We start from the raw sequence: 21134 nt of genomic DNA, 5'->3' as shown, positions 1-21134 counted from the left end.
TAATGATAAATAAAAAAGTAAATAACGTACAAGAAGCATTGCAAGGTGTGCAAGATGGAATGACCTTTATGTTAGGAGGGTTTGGTTTATGCGGAATACCTGAAAATGCTATTGCTGAGTTAGTAAAAATAGGAGTAAAAGATGTTACTTGTATTTCTAATAACGCAGGAGTTGATGATTTTGGCTTAGGGTTGTTATTGCAAAATCGTCAGATAAAGAAAATGATTTCTTCTTATGTAGGAGAAAATGATGAATTTGAGCGTCAAATGTTATCCGGAGAATTAGAAGTAGAATTAACACCTCAAGGAACTTTAGCCGAGAAATGTAGAGCAGCACAAGCAGGATTTCCAGCATTTTATACCCCAGCGGGTTATGGAACAGAGGTAGCAGAAGGAAAAGAAACTCGTGAGTTTGATGGAAAAATGTATGTACTGGAACCAGCATTTAAAGCAGACTTTGCTTTTGTAAAAGCATGGAAAGGTGATGCTGCTGGAAACTTAATTTTTAAAGGGACTTCTAGAAACTTTAACCCTAATATGTGTGGGGCAGCTACAATTACAGTTGCTGAGGTTGAAGAGTTAGTCCCAGTAGGAGAATTAGATCCAAATCAAATTCATATTCCAGGAATTTTTGTACAACGCATTTTCCAAGGAGAAAAATATGAGAAGAGAATTGAACAACGAACAGTAAGACAAAGAAGCTAGTTATGTTAGATAAAAACGGAATAGCGAAAAGAATCGCAAAAGAAGTAAAAGACGGATATTATGTAAACCTTGGTATCGGAATTCCAACATTAGTAGCCAATTTTGTTCGTGATGATATTGAAGTAGAGTTTCAATCAGAAAATGGAGTGTTAGGTATGGGACCTTTTCCTTTTGAAGGAGAAGAAGATGCTGATATCATCAATGCAGGAAAACAAACTATAACAACTATGCCAGGAGCTAGTTTTTTTGATTCTGCTACTAGCTTTTCAATGATTCGTGGTAAACATGTACACTTAACCATTTTAGGAGCTATGGAAGTAGCTGAAAATGGAGATATAGCGAACTGGAAGATACCAGGAAAAATGGTAAAAGGTATGGGGGGAGCGATGGATTTAGTAGCCTCTGCCGATAACATTATTGTAGCAATGATGCATACCAATAAAAGAGGAGAGTCGAAGCTACTTAAAAAATGTTCCTTACCATTAACAGGTGTAGGTTGTGTAACTAAAATTGTAACCAACCTAGCGGTATTAGAAATTAAAGACAGTAAATTTTACTTATTAGAAAGAGCACCGGGAGTATCTGTAGAAGAAATTCAAGCAGCTACAGAAGGAACTTTAATAGTCGAAGGAGACATTCCAGAAATGAATATTTAACAAAATTATAGGATAAAAAAAAGACGTAAAGTGTTAAGCTTTACGTTTTTGTATTTTAAAAATAGATGAAAATAATCTCATACAACGTAAACGGAATTAGAGCAGCATTAAAAAAAGGGTTTATCGATTGGTTACAAGCAGCGAACCCTGATGTAATATGTATTCAAGAAACCAAAGCTCATAAAGAACAATTAGATGTAACTGAGTTTGAAAACGCTGGGTATCCATACCATTATTGGTTTTCAGCAGAGAAAAAAGGGTATTCATCAGTAGCAATTTTTTGTAAAGAAGAACCAAACCATGTAGAGTATGGTACAGGAATAGAATCTATGGATTTTGAAGGGAGAAATCTTCGTGTAGATTTTGATGAGGTCTCTGTAATGAGTATGTATTTACCTTCAGGAACTAATAGTGCTCGATTAGACTATAAGTTCAACTACATGGATGAAATTTTAACCTATGCTACAGAGTTAAGAAAAGAAATTCCTAACTTGGTTATTTGTGGAGATTACAACATCTGTCATGAAGAAATAGATATTCACAACCCGAAAATGAAAGGAGTATCTGGGTTTTTACCAGAAGAGCGTGAATGGCTAGGGAAGTTTATCAATAGTGGATTTATTGATAGTTTCCGTCACTTGCACCCAGAAAAACAAGAGTATTCTTGGTGGAGTTATCGAGCAAATGCAAGAGCGAATAATAAAGGTTGGCGTATTGATTACAACATGGTAACCGAACCATTAAAAGATAAAATTTCAAGAGCGTATATTTTACCAGAAGCAAAGCATTCAGATCATTGCCCAATTGCAGTTGAATTAGATTTATAAAACCAACATGAAGAAATTACTAACACTACTACTTTTTACAACTTCAATTTTTGCGCAACAACCTGTTGATAGTCTTTTTATAGCTAAAGACAGTATTGATGTTGTGGTAAATGACTCTATAAATTTATCGCAAAACCAAGAGCTATTTTCTACAGAAGATTTAAAGATGATTGATAGCTTATTGATTGAAGAAAAATTTAATTCATCGTTGTTTGACAGTATTCAATATGTAATTAACGATAAAGATATTTTAGGAAATACAACTACAATTCTAACAACAGATTTATTAAAGAAAAGATTACAAGACCTAAACGTAAAAACACCGTTTCATTTAGAGTATAATCCTGCGTTAGAAAAAGTAATAAACAGTTATTTAAAATACCGAAAAAAATACTATCCAGCATTAATGGCTCGTGCTCAATATTATTTTCCAATGTTTGAGCAATACTTAGATCAATATGATATTCCGTTAGAAATGAAATATTTGGCTATTGTTGAGTCAGCATTAAGACCAGACGCTCGTTCTTGGGTGGGAGCTACAGGTTTATGGCAGTTTATGTATGGAACAGGTGTTCAGTTTGATTTGAAAGTAAATTCGTATGTAGATGAACGTCAAGATCCAGTAAAATCAACAAAAGCAGCTTGTCAATACTTAAGTCAACTATATAAAATTTTTGGTGATTGGGATTTAGCTTTAGCAGCATATAATTCGGGTCCAGGAAATGTATCAAAGGCAATAAAGCGTTCTGGAGGATATAAAAACTATTGGAATATCCGCCCTTTTTTGCCTCGTGAAACAGCAGGGTATGTACCAGCATTTTATGCAACGATGTATATTTTTGAGTATGCAGAAAAGCACCATATTTACCCTGAAGCACCGAAAATCTTCAATTTTGAGACAGATACAGTTCGTGTAAAAAGAACCATTAGTTTTGATCAGATTTCAGAAAAAACAGGGATAGATTCTGATTTATTAGCGTTTCTAAACCCGTCGTATAAGCTAGATATTATTCCATATGTAAAAGAAAAAAATTATGCAGTTCGATTACCTCGAAGAAACTTAATGGACTTCTTAGAAAAGGAAAAAGAAATATATGCTTTAGCAAATGAAGATGACGCTAAAAGAGAAAAGCCATTACCAAAGTATTTTGAAATGGATAAACGTATTCGTTACAGAGTTCGAAGTGGAGATTATTTAGGTAAAATAGCTAATAAATTTGGAGTACGAGTAAGTGATATTAAACGTTGGAATGGTTTACGCACACATCATTTAAAAATAGGTCAGAGATTAAGTGTTTATCCTAAAAGAATGGCTGTTCCAAAGAAGGTTTCAAAGAAAAAATATAAAGCACCAACAGGTAAGCATGAGGTGTATGTTGTTAAAGAAGGAGATTCATTATGGACTATTTCAAAAAAATATCCATCAGTTTCTGTTGATGAAATTAAAAAATGGAACAATATTTGGAGTGTTAAGAGTTTGAAACCAGGAATGAAACTTAAAATATTTAAAAGCTAAAAAACAACTACTAAACACCACAAACTATGAATAAACTAATAGCATTATTTGCCCTGATTTTTATAACAGTTTCGTGTAAAAATAAAGGAGAGAAAAGCGACTATGTTTTACCAACATCAAATGGAAATACTAATAAAATATTAGTAGTAATTAAAGGAAATGATTGGGAAGGTAAAATTGGTGACGAAATTCGCTCTGTTTTTGGGGAGCATCAGGTAGGATTACCACAGCCTGAAACATTACTTTCAGTAGGACAAATAGATCCTATAGGATTTAAAGGTTTTATAAGGAATGCAAGAGCTGTTTTGATTCTTAGAGAAGGAGAAAAAGAAAAAATAGCAGTAGAAAAAAACAAATATGCTGAACCTCAAATTTTAGTTTATGCAACAGCTAAAAGTAAAGGAGCTTTGGTTGACTTGATTCGCAACAGAGGAAAAGAGATTATTAAACTATTTAAAGATGAAGATGTAAAATTTACTCAAAACATTTTTAAAAAAGAAAAATTAGATGAAAGCCAATTCAAAACAATAAAAAAATTAGGTATTTCATTAACCATTCCTGAAAGGTTTAAACTTGTTGAAGATACGGGAGACTTTTTATGGTTACGTCAACACTTAAAAAGCGGAATAGCAAGAGGAGATGGAACCAACAACATTTTAGTGTATAGTTATCCATTAGAAGATGAAAGCAAAGTAGAAGATAATATAACAAGAATGCGCGATACGATTGGTAAAAAATATATTCCAGGAAGTAAAGAAGGAATGCACATGATTACCGAACAAGCATATACACCATTTACTTTCGATGCAGAAATTGATGGAAGAAAAGCTTATGAAACTAGAGGTAAATGGGAGGTAAAGAATGATTTTATGGCAGGACCGTTTATTAATTACTCGATAATTGATAAAGAAAACAACCGTGTTCTTGTTTTTGAAGGCTTTACTTATGCACCTTCAGTAAATAAAAGAGATTTTATATTTGAGTTAGAAGCAATAGCAAAATCTTTAAAAATAAAATAAAAGATAAATCATAACAACGGTAGAAAAGCATCAATTTTTAAATTGATGCTTTTTTTATGTAACAAAAAGTTGTAGAAAAAGACAAATAAGATAATCAACCAAATACAAAACCAAATGATTGCACATTTTTTAAAGTTAGAGTGGAAGCAGTTTTTTCGCTCTTCTTATTTCGGAAAAAGTATTGCATTAAAAATTATCATGGGCTTTTTTGCATTGTATATGCTAGTTTCATTTTTAATGATAGGAATAGGAGGGTATTTTTTCATTAAAAAAGAATACCCAAATACAGATCCACTTTTTTTTGTGAATGGATTTCTTGTTTTTTTACTACTTGGAGATTTAATTTTTCGCTACTTAATGCAAAAATTACCAGTACTAAACATTAAGCCGTTTCTAAACTTACCGGTAAAAAAAGAAAAGTTAGTCCATTTTGTATTAGGAAAATCAGCAGTGTCATTCTTCAATATAATGCCGTTGTTTTTTTATGTGCCTTTTTCAATAGTATTAATAGGTCAAGGCTATGATATTATAGGGGTTTTAGGATGGTTGTTTTTAATGGTTATGCTAGTGTTAAGTGCTAACTACGTAAATTTTTTAATAAATAAAAACAATTATGCACTAGGAGTAATGATTGTTGTACTAGCAATATTGTTTTTTGGAAATAAATACCAGCTGTTTAACGTAAATGATGTGTTTGCTCCTGTTTTTCAATCAACATATAACTTTCCTGCTTTGTCAATAATAGGAACGATCTTGTTAGTAGGGTTGTATTACGTAAACTTTAAATTATTAAGAGAAAAAGCATATTTAGATGACGCTATAAAAAGTAAAGAAGAAGTAGCAAAAGAATCAGACTTATCTTTTGTTGATAGATTAGGAGATGTAGCACCATTTATTAAAAATGACATCCGTCAAATTTGGAGGAATAAACGTACTAAAACAGTATTTTTTATGTCATTTTTATTTCTCTTTTATGGAATTATTTTCTTTGGACAAGAAACATATCGAGAGAAAATGCCTGCCTTTTTAGTTTTTGCTGCAATTTTTGTTACAGGAGGTTTTACGATAAATTATGGACAATTTATTCCTGCGTGGGATAGTGAGTACTACAACATGCTTATGAGTCAAAATATTCGTTACCGAAAATTCTTAGAAAGTAAATGGTATTTAATGGTTGTAATGTCAGGAGCATTATACCTATTGAGTATTCCTTATGCTTATTTCTATGGAGTAAATATTTTTTTAATGATAACCGCAGGAGCAATATTTAATATTGGTTTTAACTCGCTCTTTTTGTTATTTGCAGGTTCTTTTAACCGAAAACGTATAGACCTAAATAAAAGTGGGTTTTCAAATTATCAAGGAACCAGTGCAACCCATTTTTTAATCATAATTCCCATAATCGGAATTCCTATGTTCTTATTCTGGGTTTTCAATAAGTTTGTCAGCTTTAATGCAGGAGTTTTAGCAATTGCTATTGCAGGAGTACTAGCATTAGCGTTCAAAAATTACTTTATGAACTTTATAGAAAAAAGATACATTAAAAGTAAGTATGCAGTAATACATGCATTCAGTCAAAAATCATAACAATCCAAAAACTAAACAAAATGATATCTATACATAATATTTCAAAAACATACGGAAGTACACAAGTTTTAAACATAGAAGAGTTGAATATTCCAAGCGGACAAGCTTTTGGGTTAGTAGGGAATAATGGAGCAGGAAAAACAACTTTGTTTAACCTGTTATTAGATTTAATTAGACCAACTACAGGAGAGATTGTAAATAATGAAGTAATTGTAAACAAAAGTGAAAACTGGAAAACATTTACAGGGTCGTTTATAGATGAAACTTTTTTAATAGGATATCTAACACCTGAAGAATATTTTGATTTTGTTGGAGATTTACGCGGGATGAATAAAGCTGATGTAAAAGCTTTTTTAGCTCAGTTTGACGAGTTTTTTAATGAAGAGATTTTAGGAAAGAAAAAATACTTACGAAGCTTAAGTAAAGGAAATCAAAAGAAAGTAGGTATTGTAGCTGCAATGATGGGGAATCCACAAGTGATAATTTTAGATGAACCTTTTGCAAACTTAGACCCTACAACACAAATTAGATTAAAAAAAATAATTAAAAAACTTACAGAAAATAATGATGTAACTGTACTAGTTTCTAGTCACGATTTAAGTCATGTAACTGAGGTATGTGAACGTATAGTAGTCTTAGATAAAGGAAATGTAGTAAAAGATATAAGCACATCGCAAGAAACCCTGCAAGAATTAGAAAGCTATTTTTCTGCATAAAACAGGGTAAAAATCATCTTATAATTATTATTTTTACCTCTTTACGTACAAAAAATACAATTATTACGTTGTTGTACTGTAAAAGTAATAGTATATGAAAAAAGGGGTAAATATAATAGTATTCAGTGTTTTAGTAGCTATTGTGTATTCGTGTAGTGTTAAAAAGGATGCTTTTTTAAATAGAAGTTACCATGCTGTTACTACTAAATATAATGTGCTTTTTAATGGAGAGCAAGCGTATTTAAAAGGACTTGAAGAAATTCAAGAAAAGCACGAAGACAATTTCTGGAAACGCTTACAAATAGAACCTATAACTTTTGATGAAAGTAAGTTAGCTACGAAAGTACTTACACCAGGTACAGGATTTAATACTGAAGAGAGTGAAGAAGACAAAAACCTAACTCCTTTTGAAAAAGCAGAAGAAAAAGCAATAAAAGCCGTTCAAACACATTCAATGAATATTAATGGCTATGAAAAAAATAGCCAGATAGATGACGCTTATTTATTGTTAGGTAAATCAAGATATTATACCCAGCGTTTTATTCCAGCATTAGAAGCTTTTAACTACGTAATAGTTAATTATCCAAAAGCAAATTTAAATTATGAAACAAAAATTTGGAGGGCGAAAACAAATATTCGTCTAGGTAATGAAAAAAGAGCTATAGAAACATTAATGTTGTTATTAGATGTTTTAGATGAGAAAGAAAAAATAAATAAAACGGTAAAAGAACAAGCTTATACAGCCATGGCAATGGCATATGAACAAACCGATACCATTCAAAAAATGGTAGATTATTTAAAATTAGCAACTAAAACACGTTACAATAAAGAGCAAACAGCAAGAAATATGTTTGTGTTAGGTCAGGTTTACAGCGAATTAGATAGAAAAGATTCAGCAAGAATGGTGTTTCGAAGATTATCAGAATTTAAAAGAGCACCAGACAAGTTCCGTATTCGAGCAAATATTGAACTTGCTAAAAATACTCCAAATGATTCAACATCAATATTAATGTTGGCAAGGTTAAGAAAACTGATTAAAAACTCTGATAACCGCAAGTTTTTAAACGAGTTATACTACCAAGCAGGGGTGATTCAAGAAGGGAGAAATAATCCTGAAGCGGCAGCAGAATATTATAAAAAATCTTTACAAGCGAAGCATAACAACAATTACCAAAAAACATATGCGTATGAACGCTTGGCAAATATAGCTTTTGAAAAAGAGAATTATTTGTTAGCAGGCTCATATTATGATAGCGTATTGCAGGTGGTTTCCAAAGAGTTTGATCAAGAAAAAAGAATTCGTAGAATTCGTAGAAAGAGTAAAGGGTTAACAACTTTAAGAAAATATGAGGAAACTGTTAAAAATAACGACAGTATTCTTAGTTTAGTTGGAATGACGCTAGATGAAAGAACTTCTTTTTTTGTGACATATATAGAAAAAATAAAGAAAGAAGACGAAGAAAAAAGACAACAAATGCTCAATGCTCAGAACTTTGGAAATGGTTTTGGAGGCGGTGTATCTATAAATAATAGTGCAAATAAAGGGAAGTGGTACTTTTACAATACTCAAGCATTAGGATTTGGAAGAGCAGATTTTCAAAAAATATGGGGAACACGCCCTCTAGAAGATAACTGGCGATTATCAGACAAATCTATTAGCGTCACAGAAGATGTGTCTGATGATACTAATGGAAAAAAAATCAACAAAAGATATGAGCTTTCAACATATCTTGAAGCTATACCAACTGATGACAATGTAATTAATGACCTTGTAAAAGAGCGAAATGATGCATTATATCAATTAGGACTAATTTATAAAGAGCAGTTTACAAACACTACACTAGCAATTAAAAACCTAGAACGCTTAAGACAGGTGAGTATAAATAATAAGTTGGAACTGCCAATAAGTTACCACTTGTATCAAATATATAAAAAGCAAGGAAATGTAGCTAAGTCAAATGATTATAAGAACATTATCCTAGAAAAGTATCCAGAAACAAGTTTTGCTCAAATAATTTTAAACCCAGATAAAAAACTTGTTAAAAAGAAGAAAGAAGATGAGGTTTTAAATAAGTATAAAGAGATATATTATTTATATAAAGAAAATAAATTTGAAGAGGTTGTTAGTGAAATAGATAAATTTTCAAGTACACTAAAAAATTCAAATTTAATCCCTAAATTCGCACTTCTAAAAGCCTTGGCGATAGGTAAATATCAAGATAAAGAGACCTATAAAAAAGCGCTAGAGTTTGTTGCAGTTAGTTATGCTACTACTCAAGAAGGTAAAAAAGCAAAAGAAATTATAGAACTATTAAATAAAGCATAACCCCTTAAATTCCCCGAATATGTTTGGTAAAGAGAGTAAAAAAACAGGAGAAAACAAAGTTGCAGAGAGAAACATTATAGGAAAAAACACTAAAATAATAGGTGAGATTATTTCAGAAGGAGATTTTAGAATAGATGGAATATTAGAAGGAACCATAGAAACTAAAGGAAGAGTAATAATTGGAAATACTGGTTTAATTAAAGGAAAAGTTGAATGTACTAATGCAGATATAGAAGGAGAGTTTTCAGGAGAGCTTTTTGTTTCAAATACTCTTACAGTAAAATCTTCAGCAAATATAAATGGTGATGTAGTTATAGGAAAATTATCTGTAGAACCAGGAGCAGAATTTAATGCCACTTGTGCCATGAAAGGAGCGGTAAAAGAACTAAATAAAAATGAGCAAGGACTCAAAGAAAAAACCGCTTAATAAATACATACGATTCACAGGAATCGCACTTCAAATGGGATTAACTATTTACCTAGGAAGTTTGCTAGGTAAATGGTTAGACCAAAAATATCCAAACGACAACCAACTTTACGTAAAAATTTGTACACTTGCAGCAGTTTTTGGTGCTATTTACTCTGTAATACGCCAAGTAATTAAGATAACCGACAATAATGAGTAAACGAATTTTAGTATTTTCTTCTATTATATTAGTTTTAGGTATAGGAGGCTTCTTTTTAAACAGTTTTTTGCTTTCTAATGCGGGTGTAACACTTTCTTTTTCTGTATTACAAGTATACTGTTTTAATGTAATAGCAACTATTTTAATTTATTCTTTAATAGAATGGGTACTTGGATATTTACCAAATGAAACAGGATATTTATATTTAGGAATGTTAATGGTAAAATTCGGAATTTTTATTCTACTATTCCAAAAGAGTATTTTTTCAGAAGCAGGGTTAACAAACCCAGAAAAAGCAACCTTATTAATTCCTATTATGGTGTTTTTAGCTATCGAAACTGTAGCGTTGTCAAAAATACTTAACACTAAATAGATGAGTTGTTTATGACGATGTGTGGTGTTCTTTAAAACTAAGCAAAAAAAGGGTTTGTAGTTTTAATTAAATGTGTACCTTTGCACCGAAATTTACAGACCCAAAATCTATATTTAGTAAAGGTATGATGGTAGCAAACAAAACTATCAAGTTTTTAACACTTTTAACACTTGTGTTTTCATCGTTAACTGCATTTGCAGGTGGAGACGATACAACTTCTAATGATAGTGGTAGAATTAACACTAAAGAGTCGATAGGTGCTTATATTAAGCATCACTTGGCAGATTCTCATGATTTTAACTTGTTTTCATATACGAATGATGCAGGAGAGCGTAAGCATATAGGCTTTCCATTGCCCGTTATAGTGAAAACTACTAAAGGAATTAAGTTTTTTATGTCGTCAAAATTTCATCATAACGATGATGGTACATTGGTTGTGAATGCAGGTGATGTGAAATTGGTGAAAATTCATAGTAAAATATATGAATTAAATGCGGGTGAAGAAGTGGTTGCTTTTGATGAGGAGCATCATGCTACTAACGCACAGAAAGTATTGGATTTGTCTATTACCAAAAGTGTGTTTGGTATGTTTTTAGCAGGTTTGTTAATGTTCTTTGGATTTAGAAGTTTGGCTTCTGGGTACAAAAAAGGGCCAATACCAACAGGGGTAGCACGTATATTAGAACCTTTAGTTTTATATGTAAGAGATGAAATTGCACGTCCTAATATTGGAGAGAAACATTACCGTAAATTTATGGGGTTCTTATTAACGGTGTTTTTCTTTATTTGGGTTTTAAACTTATTAGGATTAACCCCGTTAGGTTTTAACGTAACAGGTCAAATAGCAGTAACAGTTTGTTTAGCCTTATTTACATTTTTTATCGTACAATTTAGTGGAAATAAAGATTATTGGAAACATATATTCTGGATGCCAGGTGTGCCAGTCTTAATGAAATTAGTATTAGCACCAATTGAGGTGTTGGGTATGTTAACTAAGCCATTTTCTTTATTTGTGCGTTTGTTTGCGAATATTACTGCAGGACACTCAGTAGTTATGGGTATCGCAGCATTAATGATTTTATTAAAAGCAAAGTTTGGAACAGCGGGAGCAACAGGTATCTCTTTCTTTTTAACCTTGTTTTTAACTATTATAGAGTTGTTGGTAGCTTTTCTACAAGCTTATATTTTTACCATGTTATCATCGTTATTTATTGGTATGGCGGTAGAAGAACATGACCATCACTAAGAACTAGAATCAAAAATTTGTTTAATTATATATAAATCAATTATTATGACACTTAATTTAGTTGGAGCAGGATTAATCGTAATCGGAGCAGGATTAGGATTAGGGAAAATCGGTAGTAGTGCAATGGAAGCTATTGCTCGTCAACCAGAAGCTGCTGGTAAAATCCAAACTGCAATGATTATTATTGGAGCATTATTAGAAGGTTTAGCATTCGGTGCTTTACTTTTAGGATAAGCAACAAAAAACAAACAAATTCCTGTAACGGTTGGTTGCAGGAATTGTTTACACAATTAAACAAAAAAACACAAAAAATATATAATAATGGGAATATTTAATGACTTTTCTGTAGGGTTGTTTTTTATGCAACTAGTAATTTTAGCTTTATTAATCTTTATAATGGCAAAGTTTGCATGGAAGCCTATTTTAAATGCGTTAAATGAGCGTGAAGAAGGGATTCAAGGTGCTTTAGATGCTGCAGAAAATGCACGTAAGGAAATGCAAAACTTGCAAGCGGATAACGAAAGATTAGCAAAAGAAGCCAGAGCAGAGAGAGATGCAATGATGAAAGAAGCTCGTGAGATAAAAGATAAAATTATAGCTGATGCTAAAAAAGAAGCAGAGGATCAGACTACTATAATGATAGATAATGCAAAAGCTACAATAAAACAAGAGCAACAAGCAGCTATCGCTGAGTTAAAGAAAACAGTAGGTAACTTATCTATCGAAATAGCTCAAAAGGTAGTAAGAAAAGAATTAGCTTCACAAGATGAACAATTAAAGCTTGTGGAAGGAATGTTAGAAGAGGTTACTTTAAACTAATCAGTAGATGAAAGAATCAAGAGCAGCATTACGTTACGCAAAAGCAATTTTAAATTTAGCTAAAGAATCAGGAAATGAAGCTTTAGTAAATGATAACATGAAGTTAATCGTAGATACAATTGCCGAAAGCGCTGATTTAGATGTTATGCTTAAAAGTCCTGTAATTAAAGCTGCAGATAAGCGTAAAGTTTTAAATGCACTTTTTGGAGATAAAGTAGACAACATAGTAAAAGGGTTGTTTAATTTATTAGAGGAAAATAAGCGTATGGTGATGTTAGACCCTATTGCTAAGCAATATGCAGTTATATATGATCACTATAAGAACACAAAAATTGCCAGAGTTACAACCGCAGTAGCTTTAACAAAAGAGTTAGAAGATAAAATACAAGCTAAAATTGTAGCCCTTACAGGAAACAATGCAAGTATTGAGAATATAGTAAATCCAGAGATATTAGGAGGATTTATCTTACGAGTTGGAGATGTGCAGTATGATGCAAGTATCTCTAGTCAATTTAATGAGTTAAGGAGAGAGTTTGACAACGGTCATTACATTCCAAAAATTTAATTATACATCAAAAGAAATAAGATGGCAGCAATTAAACCAGCTGAAGTATCAGCAATTTTAAAGGAACAATTAACAAATTTTGAGTCTAAAGCTTCATTAAATGAAGTAGGGACTGTATTACAAGTAGGTGATGGTATTGCACGTGTTTATGGATTATCTAACGTACAATACGGAGAATTAGTAGAATTCGATAACGGATTAGAAGGTATCGTATTAAACTTAGAAGAGGATAATGCAGGTGTTGTATTATTAGGAGCTTCTACTTCAGTAAGAGAAGGATCTACTGTAAAACGCACAGAAAGAATTGCTTCTTTAAAAGCTGGAGAAGGAATTGTAGGACGTGTTGTTAACACTTTAGGGCAACCAATCGATGGTAAAGGACCAATCGAAGGGGAAACTTTTGAAATGCCTTTAGAGCGTAAAGCACCAGGAGTTATCTTCCGTGAGCCTGTAACTGAGCCAATGCAAACAGGTATCAAATCTATCGATGCAATGATTCCAGTAGGACGTGGTCAACGTGAGTTAATCATTGGAGACCGTCAAACAGGTAAATCAACTGTTGCTATTGATACTATCTTAAATCAAAAAGAATTTTATGATGCAGGACAACCAGTGTACTGTATCTACGTAGCTATCGGTCAAAAAGCTTCAACAGTAGCAGCAATTGCTAACATGTTAGAAGAAAAAGGAGCGTTAGCATATACAACTATCGTTGCTGCAAATGCATCTGACCCTGCACCTATGCAGGTATATGCACCATTTGCAGGAGCTGCAATTGGAGAATATTTCCGTGATACTGGTAGACCAGCTTTAATTGTTTATGATGATTTATCTAAGCAAGCAGTAGCGTATCGTGAGGTATCTTTATTATTAAGAAGACCTCCAGGGCGTGAGGCTTACCCAGGGGATGTATTCTACTTACACTCAAGATTATTAGAACGTGCTGCTAAGGTAATTGCTGATGATTCTATTGCAAAAGATATGAATGATTTACCAGAATCATTAAAATCTAAAGTAAAAGGAGGAGGATCTTTGACTGCATTGCCAATTATTGAAACTCAAGCAGGAGACGTTTCAGCATATATTCCAACAAACGTAATTTCGATTACTGATGGTCAGATATTCTTAGAGTCTGATTTATTCAACTCAGGGGTTCGTCCAGCGATTAACGTAGGTATTTCTGTATCACGTGTAGGAGGTTCGGCTCAGATTAAATCAATGAAGAAAGTATCTGGTACACTAAAGTTAGATCAAGCTCAGTACCGTGAATTAGAAGCATTCGCTAAGTTTGGTTCTGACTTAGATGCTGCAACTTTAAATGTAATTGAAAAGGGTAAGCGTAACGTAGAGATCTTAAAGCAAGCTCAAAACGATCCTTATACTGTAGAAGATCAGGTAGCTATTATTTATGCAGGTTCTAAGAACTTGTTAAAAGATGTGCCTGTAAACAAGGTAAAAGAATTTGAAAAAGATTATTTAGAGTACTTAAATGCGAAGCATAGAGATACTTTAGATACTTTAAAAGCAGGGAAATTAACTGATGAAGTAATTGATACTTTAAGAGACGCTGCTAAAGAAATTTCAGCTAAATTTTCAGCTTAATAAAAACAAAAAAGGCATCCCCGTGTTACAACGGGGGTTTTATAAATTTTAAGTTCAATTAAATGGCAAACTTAAAAGAAATACGTAACAGAATTACTTCGATTAAATCAACAATGCAGATTACCTCTGCCATGAAAATGGTATCGGCTGCAAAGTTGAAAAAAGCTCAAGATGCAATTACAGCAATGCGTCCGTATTCATCTAAGCTTACCGAATTATTACAAAGCTTAAGTGCTACATTAGATAGCGATGCAGGTGGAGTATATTCAACAGAAAGAGAAGTAAATAAAGTATTGTTAGTTACTATAACTTCAAACAGAGGTTTATGTGGAGGTTTTAACTCATCTATCATTAAAGAAACAGTTAAAACAATTAACGAGAAATATAATAATACTGCTGTTGAATTATTAACAATTGGTAAAAAAGGAAACGATATTCTATCAAAAGATTACACCGTTGTAGAAAATAGAAACGATATTTTTGATAACTTAACTTTTGATAACGTTGCTGAAGTTGCTGAACAGTTAATGAATTTATTTGTAGATGGTTCTTACGATAAAATAGAAATCATTTACAACAGATTTAAAAATGCAGCGACTCAAATACCACAAGTAGAACAATTCTTGCCAATTCAACCTATAGAAGGAGAAACAAATGCTAATTTAGATTATATTTTTGAACCGTCTAAAGAGGAGATTATTTTAGAATTAATTCCTAAGTCATTAAAAACGCAATTATACAAAGCAATTCGTGATTCATTTGCTGCCGAACACGGTGCTCGTATGACTGCAATGCATAAAGCAACAGATAATGCAACAGAATTACGTGATGAGTTATTATTAACTTATAACAAAGCACGTCAAGCTGCAATTACAAACGAGATTTTAGAAATAGTTGGTGGGGCAGAAGCTTTAAATAACTAGAATAATATTTTCAATCATTTAAAAGGTCAAAGCTTATTTAAGTTTTGACCTTTTTGTTTTTCTAAGCTATTCTTATATAGATATAAGTATACTAATAAAGGAATCAACCCGTGAGGAAGCCTATATATTGTTAAGTATAAGTATTGGTGCATAATACTCAAAGAAAAATCATAGTGAAAAGCGCTAAAAATTCTAGCCAAAGCAGTTACACCCCCCCAAAAACAAGCATATAGCAGGACTGGTTTTGAAAGTTTGGGAATAAATATAGCAATAGCAATGATAAAATCTAAAACACCAGCTACGAATAATAGGTTTTTAGCCATTTCTTCTTGTACAGGTAAGATGTTTAAGGTCATAGTAACAAAATTACCAGGTAATGGATAAAAAATACCAATAGCGTACATTCCATGACATATAAAAGCTAGGGCGATAAAAACTTTAAGATAAAAAAGTAAAAGAAGTGCGTTTTTGTGTTTTAAGAAATATAATAAAGCAATAGGAACTCCAAACTGAATAGTGTGCTCAAAAAACATTATAAGGTGAAAAAACTTATTCTTGGTAATCATTAAAGCTAAAAAAATTAAACTTACTACACCTAATTTTAAGATACAACGCATCCATTTTTTTGAATTTTCATTTATTATTATTGAAATGATTGCACATACTAAGTATAAAACACCAATACTTCTAGTTAAAATTTGGATAGCTAAATCTGTATTTAGGTTTGTAACATACGACTGCCAACTAACGTCAAAAACAAAATTAATCACTGGTTCTAATAAGTGTTGGTCCCAAAAGAAACTTCTGTATGGAGCATCCCAAAATAAATGCTGGTAAGCTCTACCGGAAAAAATAAAAAAAGAAGAAATTTTTAAAAAAGAAAGAAGGGTTTTAGTACTCATAAAGTAAAGTTTAAACAAAAGTAAAAATAGAGGATATGTAGTTTGTTAAAATAAGATTAGTAAACTATAAAAGAATAGTTAGGTTAATGTTAGTCAGGTTATTATATAATTAATTTTAATAAAAACAAACGATTAATTTGAAAGGTAAAAAATATATTTGTGATAACTAACTAGTAAACTTAAAAGCCCCCTCACGATGAAAAAAATTATTTTAACACTGTTATTTTTAGCAGTCCTTAGTACTTATGGTTCTAACGATAAGTACCGATTAATCATCACAGACAATCCAGCAACAACTATAATGATTGGTTGGAACCAAATTTCAGGATCTAACCCAATTGTATACTATGGAACGACTGATAATGGAACTAACTGGTCAAATTATTCAAATTCCAAACCTGTAGACCGTTCAGTTTCTTATAAAGGAATGAGTAATAGTTTTGCTAAACTAACAGGTTTAAGTCCTAATACTAATTATTATTTTGTAATTAGAGATAGCCAAGGAGTGAGTAGTCGATTCTGGTTTAAAACAGCTCCAAGTACCAATGATAAAATGTCATTTATCGCTGGTGGAGATTCAAGAAACAATAGAACACCAAGAAGAGATGCTAACTTATTAGTTTCTAAATTAAAACCTACTGCTGTGTTTTTTGGAGGAGATATGACTAATGGAGACTCTAGCTCTGAATGGCAAGATTGGTTTAACGATTGGCAATACACAACAGCAAGTGACGGAAGAATGTTTCCTATTGTACCAACAAGAGGAAACCACGAAGGTTCAAATAATAGTATTTATAACTTGTTTAATGTTCCTTCAACGAGTGTTTATTACGATATAACTTTTGGAAATAACTTGTATACAATTTATACATTGAACTCTGAGATTTCTGCAGGAGGGAGTCAGTATTCATGGCTAAGTCAAAAGTTGAATGCTAATAACTCTATTTGGAAGTCGGCTCAATACCATAAACCGATGCGTCCACACGTATCATCAAAATCAGAAGGTAATGATGAGTATTCAAGTTGGGCTCAATTATTTTATGACAAAGGAGTGAATTTAGTATTTGAATCAGATTCTCATACAGTAAAAACTACATGGCCAGTAAAACCTTGTTCCAGCGGAAGTAATTGCGATGAAGGTTTTGTTAGAGATGATGTAAACGGAACCGTTTATGTAGGAGAAGGTTGCTGGGGTGCTCCTTTACGTTCATCCAATGATTCAAAAAACTGGACGAGAGATGCGAGTACCTTTAATCAATTTAAATGGATTTTTGTTGAAGAATCTAAAATAGAGGTTAGAACGATTAAGGTAGATAATGCGAGTAGTGTAGGTTCAGTTTCAAATCAAAACCCATTCACAATACCTTCTAATTTAGATATATGGAGCCCATCTAATGGTAGTGTGGTAACAATTATAAGTAGTAACGTTAGCTATCCAGAAGTTGCAATTACAAGTCCATCATCAGGCTCATCACATACCGTAAACACTCCAGTAACAATTTCTGCTACTGCAACCGATAGTGATGGAACGATTTCAAGCGTTAAATTTTATGTAAATAATACTTTAGTAGAAACCGATATGAGTGCTCCTTACTCTTATAATTGGACACCAACAAATGATAACCAATCATATATTCTGAAAGTAATAGCAACAGATAATGATGGATATGAAACTACTTCTGAAGAAGTTTCAGTTTTTGTAGGAAATGTTTCTAAAACAGTTACTTCAACAATCAATAGTACCAATGATGATGCTGAACAATACGAGTCGTCAGGGCAAATGTATATGAACAGTTCTGATTTAGAATTGGTTTATGATGGAAGCTCAAAAGGAAACCAGCATGTAGGAATGCTGTTTAGAAACTTAAATATACCTGCAAATGCTACGATAACGAATGCGTATATACAATTTACAACAGATGAAACAAATTCAGGAAGCACATCATTAGTAATCAAAATTCAAGATTCGTCAAATGCACCAGATATTACTTCTCAAAGCTATAATATAACTTCAAGAAGTTATTACAGTCAATCGGTTGCTTGGAACCCTAGCTCTTGGAGTTCTATTGGGGCATCTGGAACAGCACAAAGAACTCCTGATTTAAAATCACTGGTACAATACGTTGTGAACAAGTCCAATTGGAATTCTGGTAACTCTATGATGTTTTATATTTCTGGAACAGGTGAACGAACGGCAGAATCATATGATGGAAGTAGTGCTAGTGCTCCAAAATTAATGGTTAATTATAGTACAGGATCTCCTGATAATGGAGGAGGAGAGATTCCAGAATGTGAGGATATAAACGTAACAATTACTTTTGATAAATATTCTTACGAAACTTCTTGGATCCTGAAGGATAACAATGGACAAACAGTGATAAGCGGAGGTGATTATACTCAAGGAAATGGAGAGTCTATTACTGTGTCAAAATGTATACCTGTAGGATGTTATGATTTTACAATTAATGACGAATATGGTGATGGTATATGTTGCAGTTATGGAAGTGGTTCATATGAAATAACAAATAGCAAAGGTGACGTATTAGCTTCAGGAGGAAGTTTTGGCTCATCTGAAACCAAACAAGTTTGTTTGAATACTTCTACTGCTGCAAAGGAACAATTAAGAAGTAAAAAAACAGAAGAAACAAACAATTCAGAAATGAGTATTTATCCAAACCCAGCTGTTGATAGGATTTATATTAAAGGAGGAAAGAATACATTTTTATGGATTGCAAAAATAGTAGACGTATCAGGAAGAAAAGTAATAGAAATACCTGTAATTAATAACTCAATAGATGTTTCTACAATTTCAAATAACTCAATTTATATTGTTGAAATATATGATGAATTAGGACAAAAGAAACTTTCTGAAAAGATAATGAAGAAATAGATTTTGAAATAAAGAGTTAAAAAGCGAACCAACTTGGTTCGCTTTTCTTTTATAATAAATCTTGAATTGTTTTTTTAATTGAATTAACATTTATTCCACAAACTTCTTGTAATTGTTGAATCGTACCGTGATGTATAAACTCATCAGGAATTCCTAATAGTTTCACTTTTCCTTGATAGTTTACTTCGGAAGCATACTCTAATACTTCACTTCCAAATCCACCTTTGATAGTGCCATCCTCAATAGTGATAATGGTATCAAATTTGTAGAAAATAGCATCTAAAAGTTGGGTATCTAAAGGTTTTACAAAGCGTAAATCGTAATGTGCAACCAATTCTTTATTTTCAAGCTGATTAATCGCTTCAGAAATATTATCAGCAATAGTTCCTACAGATAGCACTGCTATTTGATTTCCTTCTTTTAAACAAATGCCTTTTCCAATTTTAATGTTCTCAAAAGGAAGTAGCCATTGTTCTAGTTTTCCCTTACCTCTTGGGTAACGAATTGCAACAGGGTGCTCTAACCCTTGTTGAGCGGTAAACATCATATTACGCAACTCAATTTCGTTACGAGGAGCAAATATAATTAGGTTAGGTATACAACGTAAATATGCCAAATCAAAAACACCGTGATGTGTTGCTCCGTCTTCACCTACTAATCCAGCTCTGTCTAAACAGAAAATTACAGGTAAGTTTTGTAGAGCTACATCGTGAATTACTTGGTCGTAAGCCCGTTGTAAAAAGGTAGAATAAATATTACAAAAAGGAACCAATCCTTGAGTAGCCATACCTGCAGCTAAGGTTACAGCATGTTGTTCAGCAATACCTACATCAAATGTTCTATCAGGAAACTCTTGCATCATAAATTTTAACGAACTTCCAGTTAACATAGCAGGCGTAATTCCTACGATTTTTTCGTTTTGTTGTGCTAGTTCAACAATGGTTTTTCCAAAAACATCTTGAAATTTGGTGTATTTACTTTCTTCTTTAGGTAATACATCCCCAGAAACTTTATCAAATTTTCCAGGAGCATGATATTTTACTTGATCTTGTTCTGCTTGTCGTAACCCTTTTCCTTTGGTAGTAATTACGTGTAAAAATTTCGGACCTTGAATCTTTTTTAATCGATCTAGTTCACGTAGTAACTCTTCAAAATTATGTCCGTCTATAGGGCCTGAATAATCGAAGTTTAATGCTTCAAAAATATTATGCTGTTCAATCTCTAATCGAGGGGCTTTGATTTTTGTTAGATAATCTTTTAACGCACCTACCGATGGATCAATTCCAATCGCATTATCATTTAAAATAACCAAAAGGTTAGCATTGGTGTCTCCTGCGTGATTTAAGGCTTCAAAAGCCATTCCACTTGCGATAGAGGCATCACCAATCACCGCAATATGATGCTTTTCAATGTCTTGTAATTTTGAGGCAATTGCCATTCCTAAAGCAGCTGAAATTGCAGTAGAAGAATGTCCTACACCAAAAGTGTCGTACTCACTTTCTGAGCGTTTAGGAAATCCTGAAACTCCGCCAAATTGACGATTGGTATGAAAAACGTCTTTTCTTCCTGTTAAAATTTTATGTCCGTATGCTTGATGTCCTACATCCCAAACTAGCAAATCGTTAGGAGTATCAAATAAATAATGAAGTGCTATGGTTAGTTCAACCACACCTAAGCTTGCACCTAAATGCCCTTCTTTTGTGGAAACCACATCAATAATAAACTCACGCAATTCCTTTGCTAGTTGCGGTAGGTTTTCAGGTGTTAATTTCCTTACATCCGAAGGAAAATCAATATTTTTTAACAGCTTTTTTGGCATAGGACAAATGTAAGAAAA

At 32.4% G+C, this 21134-nt stretch carries 20 protein-coding genes; 18 read left to right on the top strand and 2 right to left on the bottom strand.

The genetic code is table 11. From position 1 onward, the window contains the following. Nucleotides 1-2 precede the first annotated feature (2 nt). The 17 genes from ABHQ57_RS01630 to atpG all read left to right on the top strand — a co-directional run bounded on the left by ABHQ57_RS01630 (nt 3) and on the right by atpG (nt 15505). Complete coding sequence (locus tag ABHQ57_RS01630) at nt 3-704, top strand: CoA transferase subunit A (RefSeq protein WP_073182417.1); 702 nt, start codon at nt 3-5, stop codon at nt 702-704. A 2-nt stretch (nt 705-706) separates the two neighbouring features. Continuing rightward, nucleotides 707-1360: a CoA transferase subunit B gene (locus tag ABHQ57_RS01625; RefSeq protein WP_073182418.1), complete on the top strand. Its 654-nt coding sequence runs from the start codon at nt 707-709 to the stop codon at nt 1358-1360. Nucleotides 1361-1425: 65 nt separating this feature from the next. Then, complete coding sequence (locus ABHQ57_RS01620) at nt 1426-2187, top strand: exodeoxyribonuclease III (protein WP_047788142.1); 762 nt, start codon at nt 1426-1428, stop codon at nt 2185-2187. A gap of 7 nt (nt 2188-2194) precedes the next feature. Beyond that, on the top strand, nt 2195-3703 hold the full coding sequence (locus tag ABHQ57_RS01615; protein ID WP_073182419.1) for a lytic transglycosylase domain-containing protein: 1509 nt from the start codon (nt 2195-2197) through the stop codon (nt 3701-3703). A gap of 26 nt (nt 3704-3729) precedes the next feature. Next, complete coding sequence (locus ABHQ57_RS01610; protein WP_073182420.1) at nt 3730-4722, top strand: DUF4837 family protein; 993 nt, start codon at nt 3730-3732, stop codon at nt 4720-4722. Between the two features lie 114 nt (nt 4723-4836). Continuing rightward, on the top strand, nt 4837-6309 hold the full coding sequence (locus ABHQ57_RS01605) for a DUF5687 family protein (protein ID WP_167712546.1): 1473 nt from the start codon (nt 4837-4839) through the stop codon (nt 6307-6309). 20 nt (nt 6310-6329) lie between these two features. Next, a complete protein-coding gene (locus ABHQ57_RS01600) occupies nt 6330-7025 on the top strand; it encodes an ABC transporter ATP-binding protein (RefSeq protein WP_167712545.1) in 696 nt (231 codons plus the stop codon). A gap of 94 nt (nt 7026-7119) precedes the next feature. After that, nucleotides 7120-9351, top strand: a complete 2232-nt coding sequence (locus ABHQ57_RS01595) for a tetratricopeptide repeat protein (RefSeq protein ID WP_167712544.1) — start codon at nt 7120-7122, stop codon at nt 9349-9351. A gap of 19 nt (nt 9352-9370) precedes the next feature. Further along, nucleotides 9371-9778 (top strand): polymer-forming cytoskeletal protein, encoded by a 408-nt coding sequence (locus tag ABHQ57_RS01590; protein ID WP_167712543.1) that lies wholly within the window; start codon nt 9371-9373, stop codon nt 9776-9778. Beyond that, on the top strand, nt 9747-9977 hold the full coding sequence (locus tag ABHQ57_RS01585) for an AtpZ/AtpI family protein (RefSeq protein ID WP_159488822.1): 231 nt from the start codon (nt 9747-9749) through the stop codon (nt 9975-9977). Before ABHQ57_RS01590 ends, ABHQ57_RS01585 begins: the two co-directional genes overlap by 32 nt. Next, a complete protein-coding gene (locus ABHQ57_RS01580; RefSeq protein ID WP_073182425.1) occupies nt 9970-10350 on the top strand; it encodes a DUF6168 family protein in 381 nt (126 codons plus the stop codon). The genes ABHQ57_RS01585 and ABHQ57_RS01580 overlap by 8 nt, the downstream gene beginning before the upstream one ends. 124 nt (nt 10351-10474) lie before the next feature. Then, entirely contained in the window at nt 10475-11596 is a 1122-nt protein-coding gene (gene atpB / locus ABHQ57_RS01575; protein WP_167713632.1) for a F0F1 ATP synthase subunit A, read from the top strand. Between the two features lie 45 nt (nt 11597-11641). Continuing rightward, entirely contained in the window at nt 11642-11830 is a 189-nt protein-coding gene (gene atpE, locus ABHQ57_RS01570; RefSeq protein WP_028891526.1) for an ATP synthase F0 subunit C, read from the top strand. Nucleotides 11831-11917: 87 nt separating this feature from the next. After that, nucleotides 11918-12415: a F0F1 ATP synthase subunit B gene (locus ABHQ57_RS01565; RefSeq protein WP_047788149.1), complete on the top strand. Its 498-nt coding sequence runs from the start codon at nt 11918-11920 to the stop codon at nt 12413-12415. Nucleotides 12416-12422: 7 nt separating this feature from the next. Further along, nucleotides 12423-12980, top strand: coding sequence for an ATP synthase F1 subunit delta (gene atpH, locus ABHQ57_RS01560; RefSeq protein ID WP_047788150.1), 558 nt, complete (start codon nt 12423-12425; stop codon nt 12978-12980). Between the two features lie 21 nt (nt 12981-13001). Beyond that, nucleotides 13002-14582, top strand: a complete 1581-nt coding sequence (gene atpA, locus ABHQ57_RS01555) for a F0F1 ATP synthase subunit alpha (RefSeq protein ID WP_047788151.1) — start codon at nt 13002-13004, stop codon at nt 14580-14582. Between the two features lie 62 nt (nt 14583-14644). Next, the gene (gene atpG / locus ABHQ57_RS01550; protein ID WP_047788152.1) at nt 14645-15505 is read left to right on the top strand and encodes an ATP synthase F1 subunit gamma; all 861 of its coding nucleotides are present in this window, start codon (nt 14645-14647) and stop codon (nt 15503-15505) included. A gap of 26 nt (nt 15506-15531) precedes the next feature. Here the strand turns inward: atpG and ABHQ57_RS01545 are convergent, their stop codons facing one another. After that, on the bottom strand, nt 15532-16407 hold the full coding sequence (locus tag ABHQ57_RS01545) for a hypothetical protein (RefSeq protein WP_167712542.1): 876 nt from the start codon (nt 16405-16407) through the stop codon (nt 15532-15534). A 196-nt stretch (nt 16408-16603) separates the two neighbouring features. On the opposite strand from ABHQ57_RS01545, the gene ABHQ57_RS01540 reads away from it, so the two are divergent. Continuing rightward, nucleotides 16604-19297 carry an Ig-like domain-containing protein gene (locus tag ABHQ57_RS01540; RefSeq protein WP_167712541.1) on the top strand — a complete coding sequence of 898 codons (2694 nt, stop codon included), beginning with the start codon at nt 16604-16606 and terminating at the stop codon, nt 19295-19297. Nucleotides 19298-19346: 49 nt separating this feature from the next. Here ABHQ57_RS01540 and dxs read toward each other — a convergent pair whose 3' ends face one another. Then, nucleotides 19347-21116: a 1-deoxy-D-xylulose-5-phosphate synthase gene (gene dxs, locus ABHQ57_RS01535; RefSeq protein ID WP_167712540.1), complete on the bottom strand. Its 1770-nt coding sequence runs from the start codon at nt 21114-21116 to the stop codon at nt 19347-19349. Nucleotides 21117-21134 lie beyond the last annotated feature (18 nt).

Origin of the sequence: Tenacibaculum sp. ZH5_bin.1 (genome assembly GCF_042865525.1) — a bacterium.
Classification (GTDB): domain Bacteria; phylum Bacteroidota; class Bacteroidia; order Flavobacteriales; family Flavobacteriaceae; genus Polaribacter; species Polaribacter mesophilus.
Note: the sequence above shows the minus strand (reverse complement) of the source record. Positions and strands in the feature narration are given on the sequence as shown.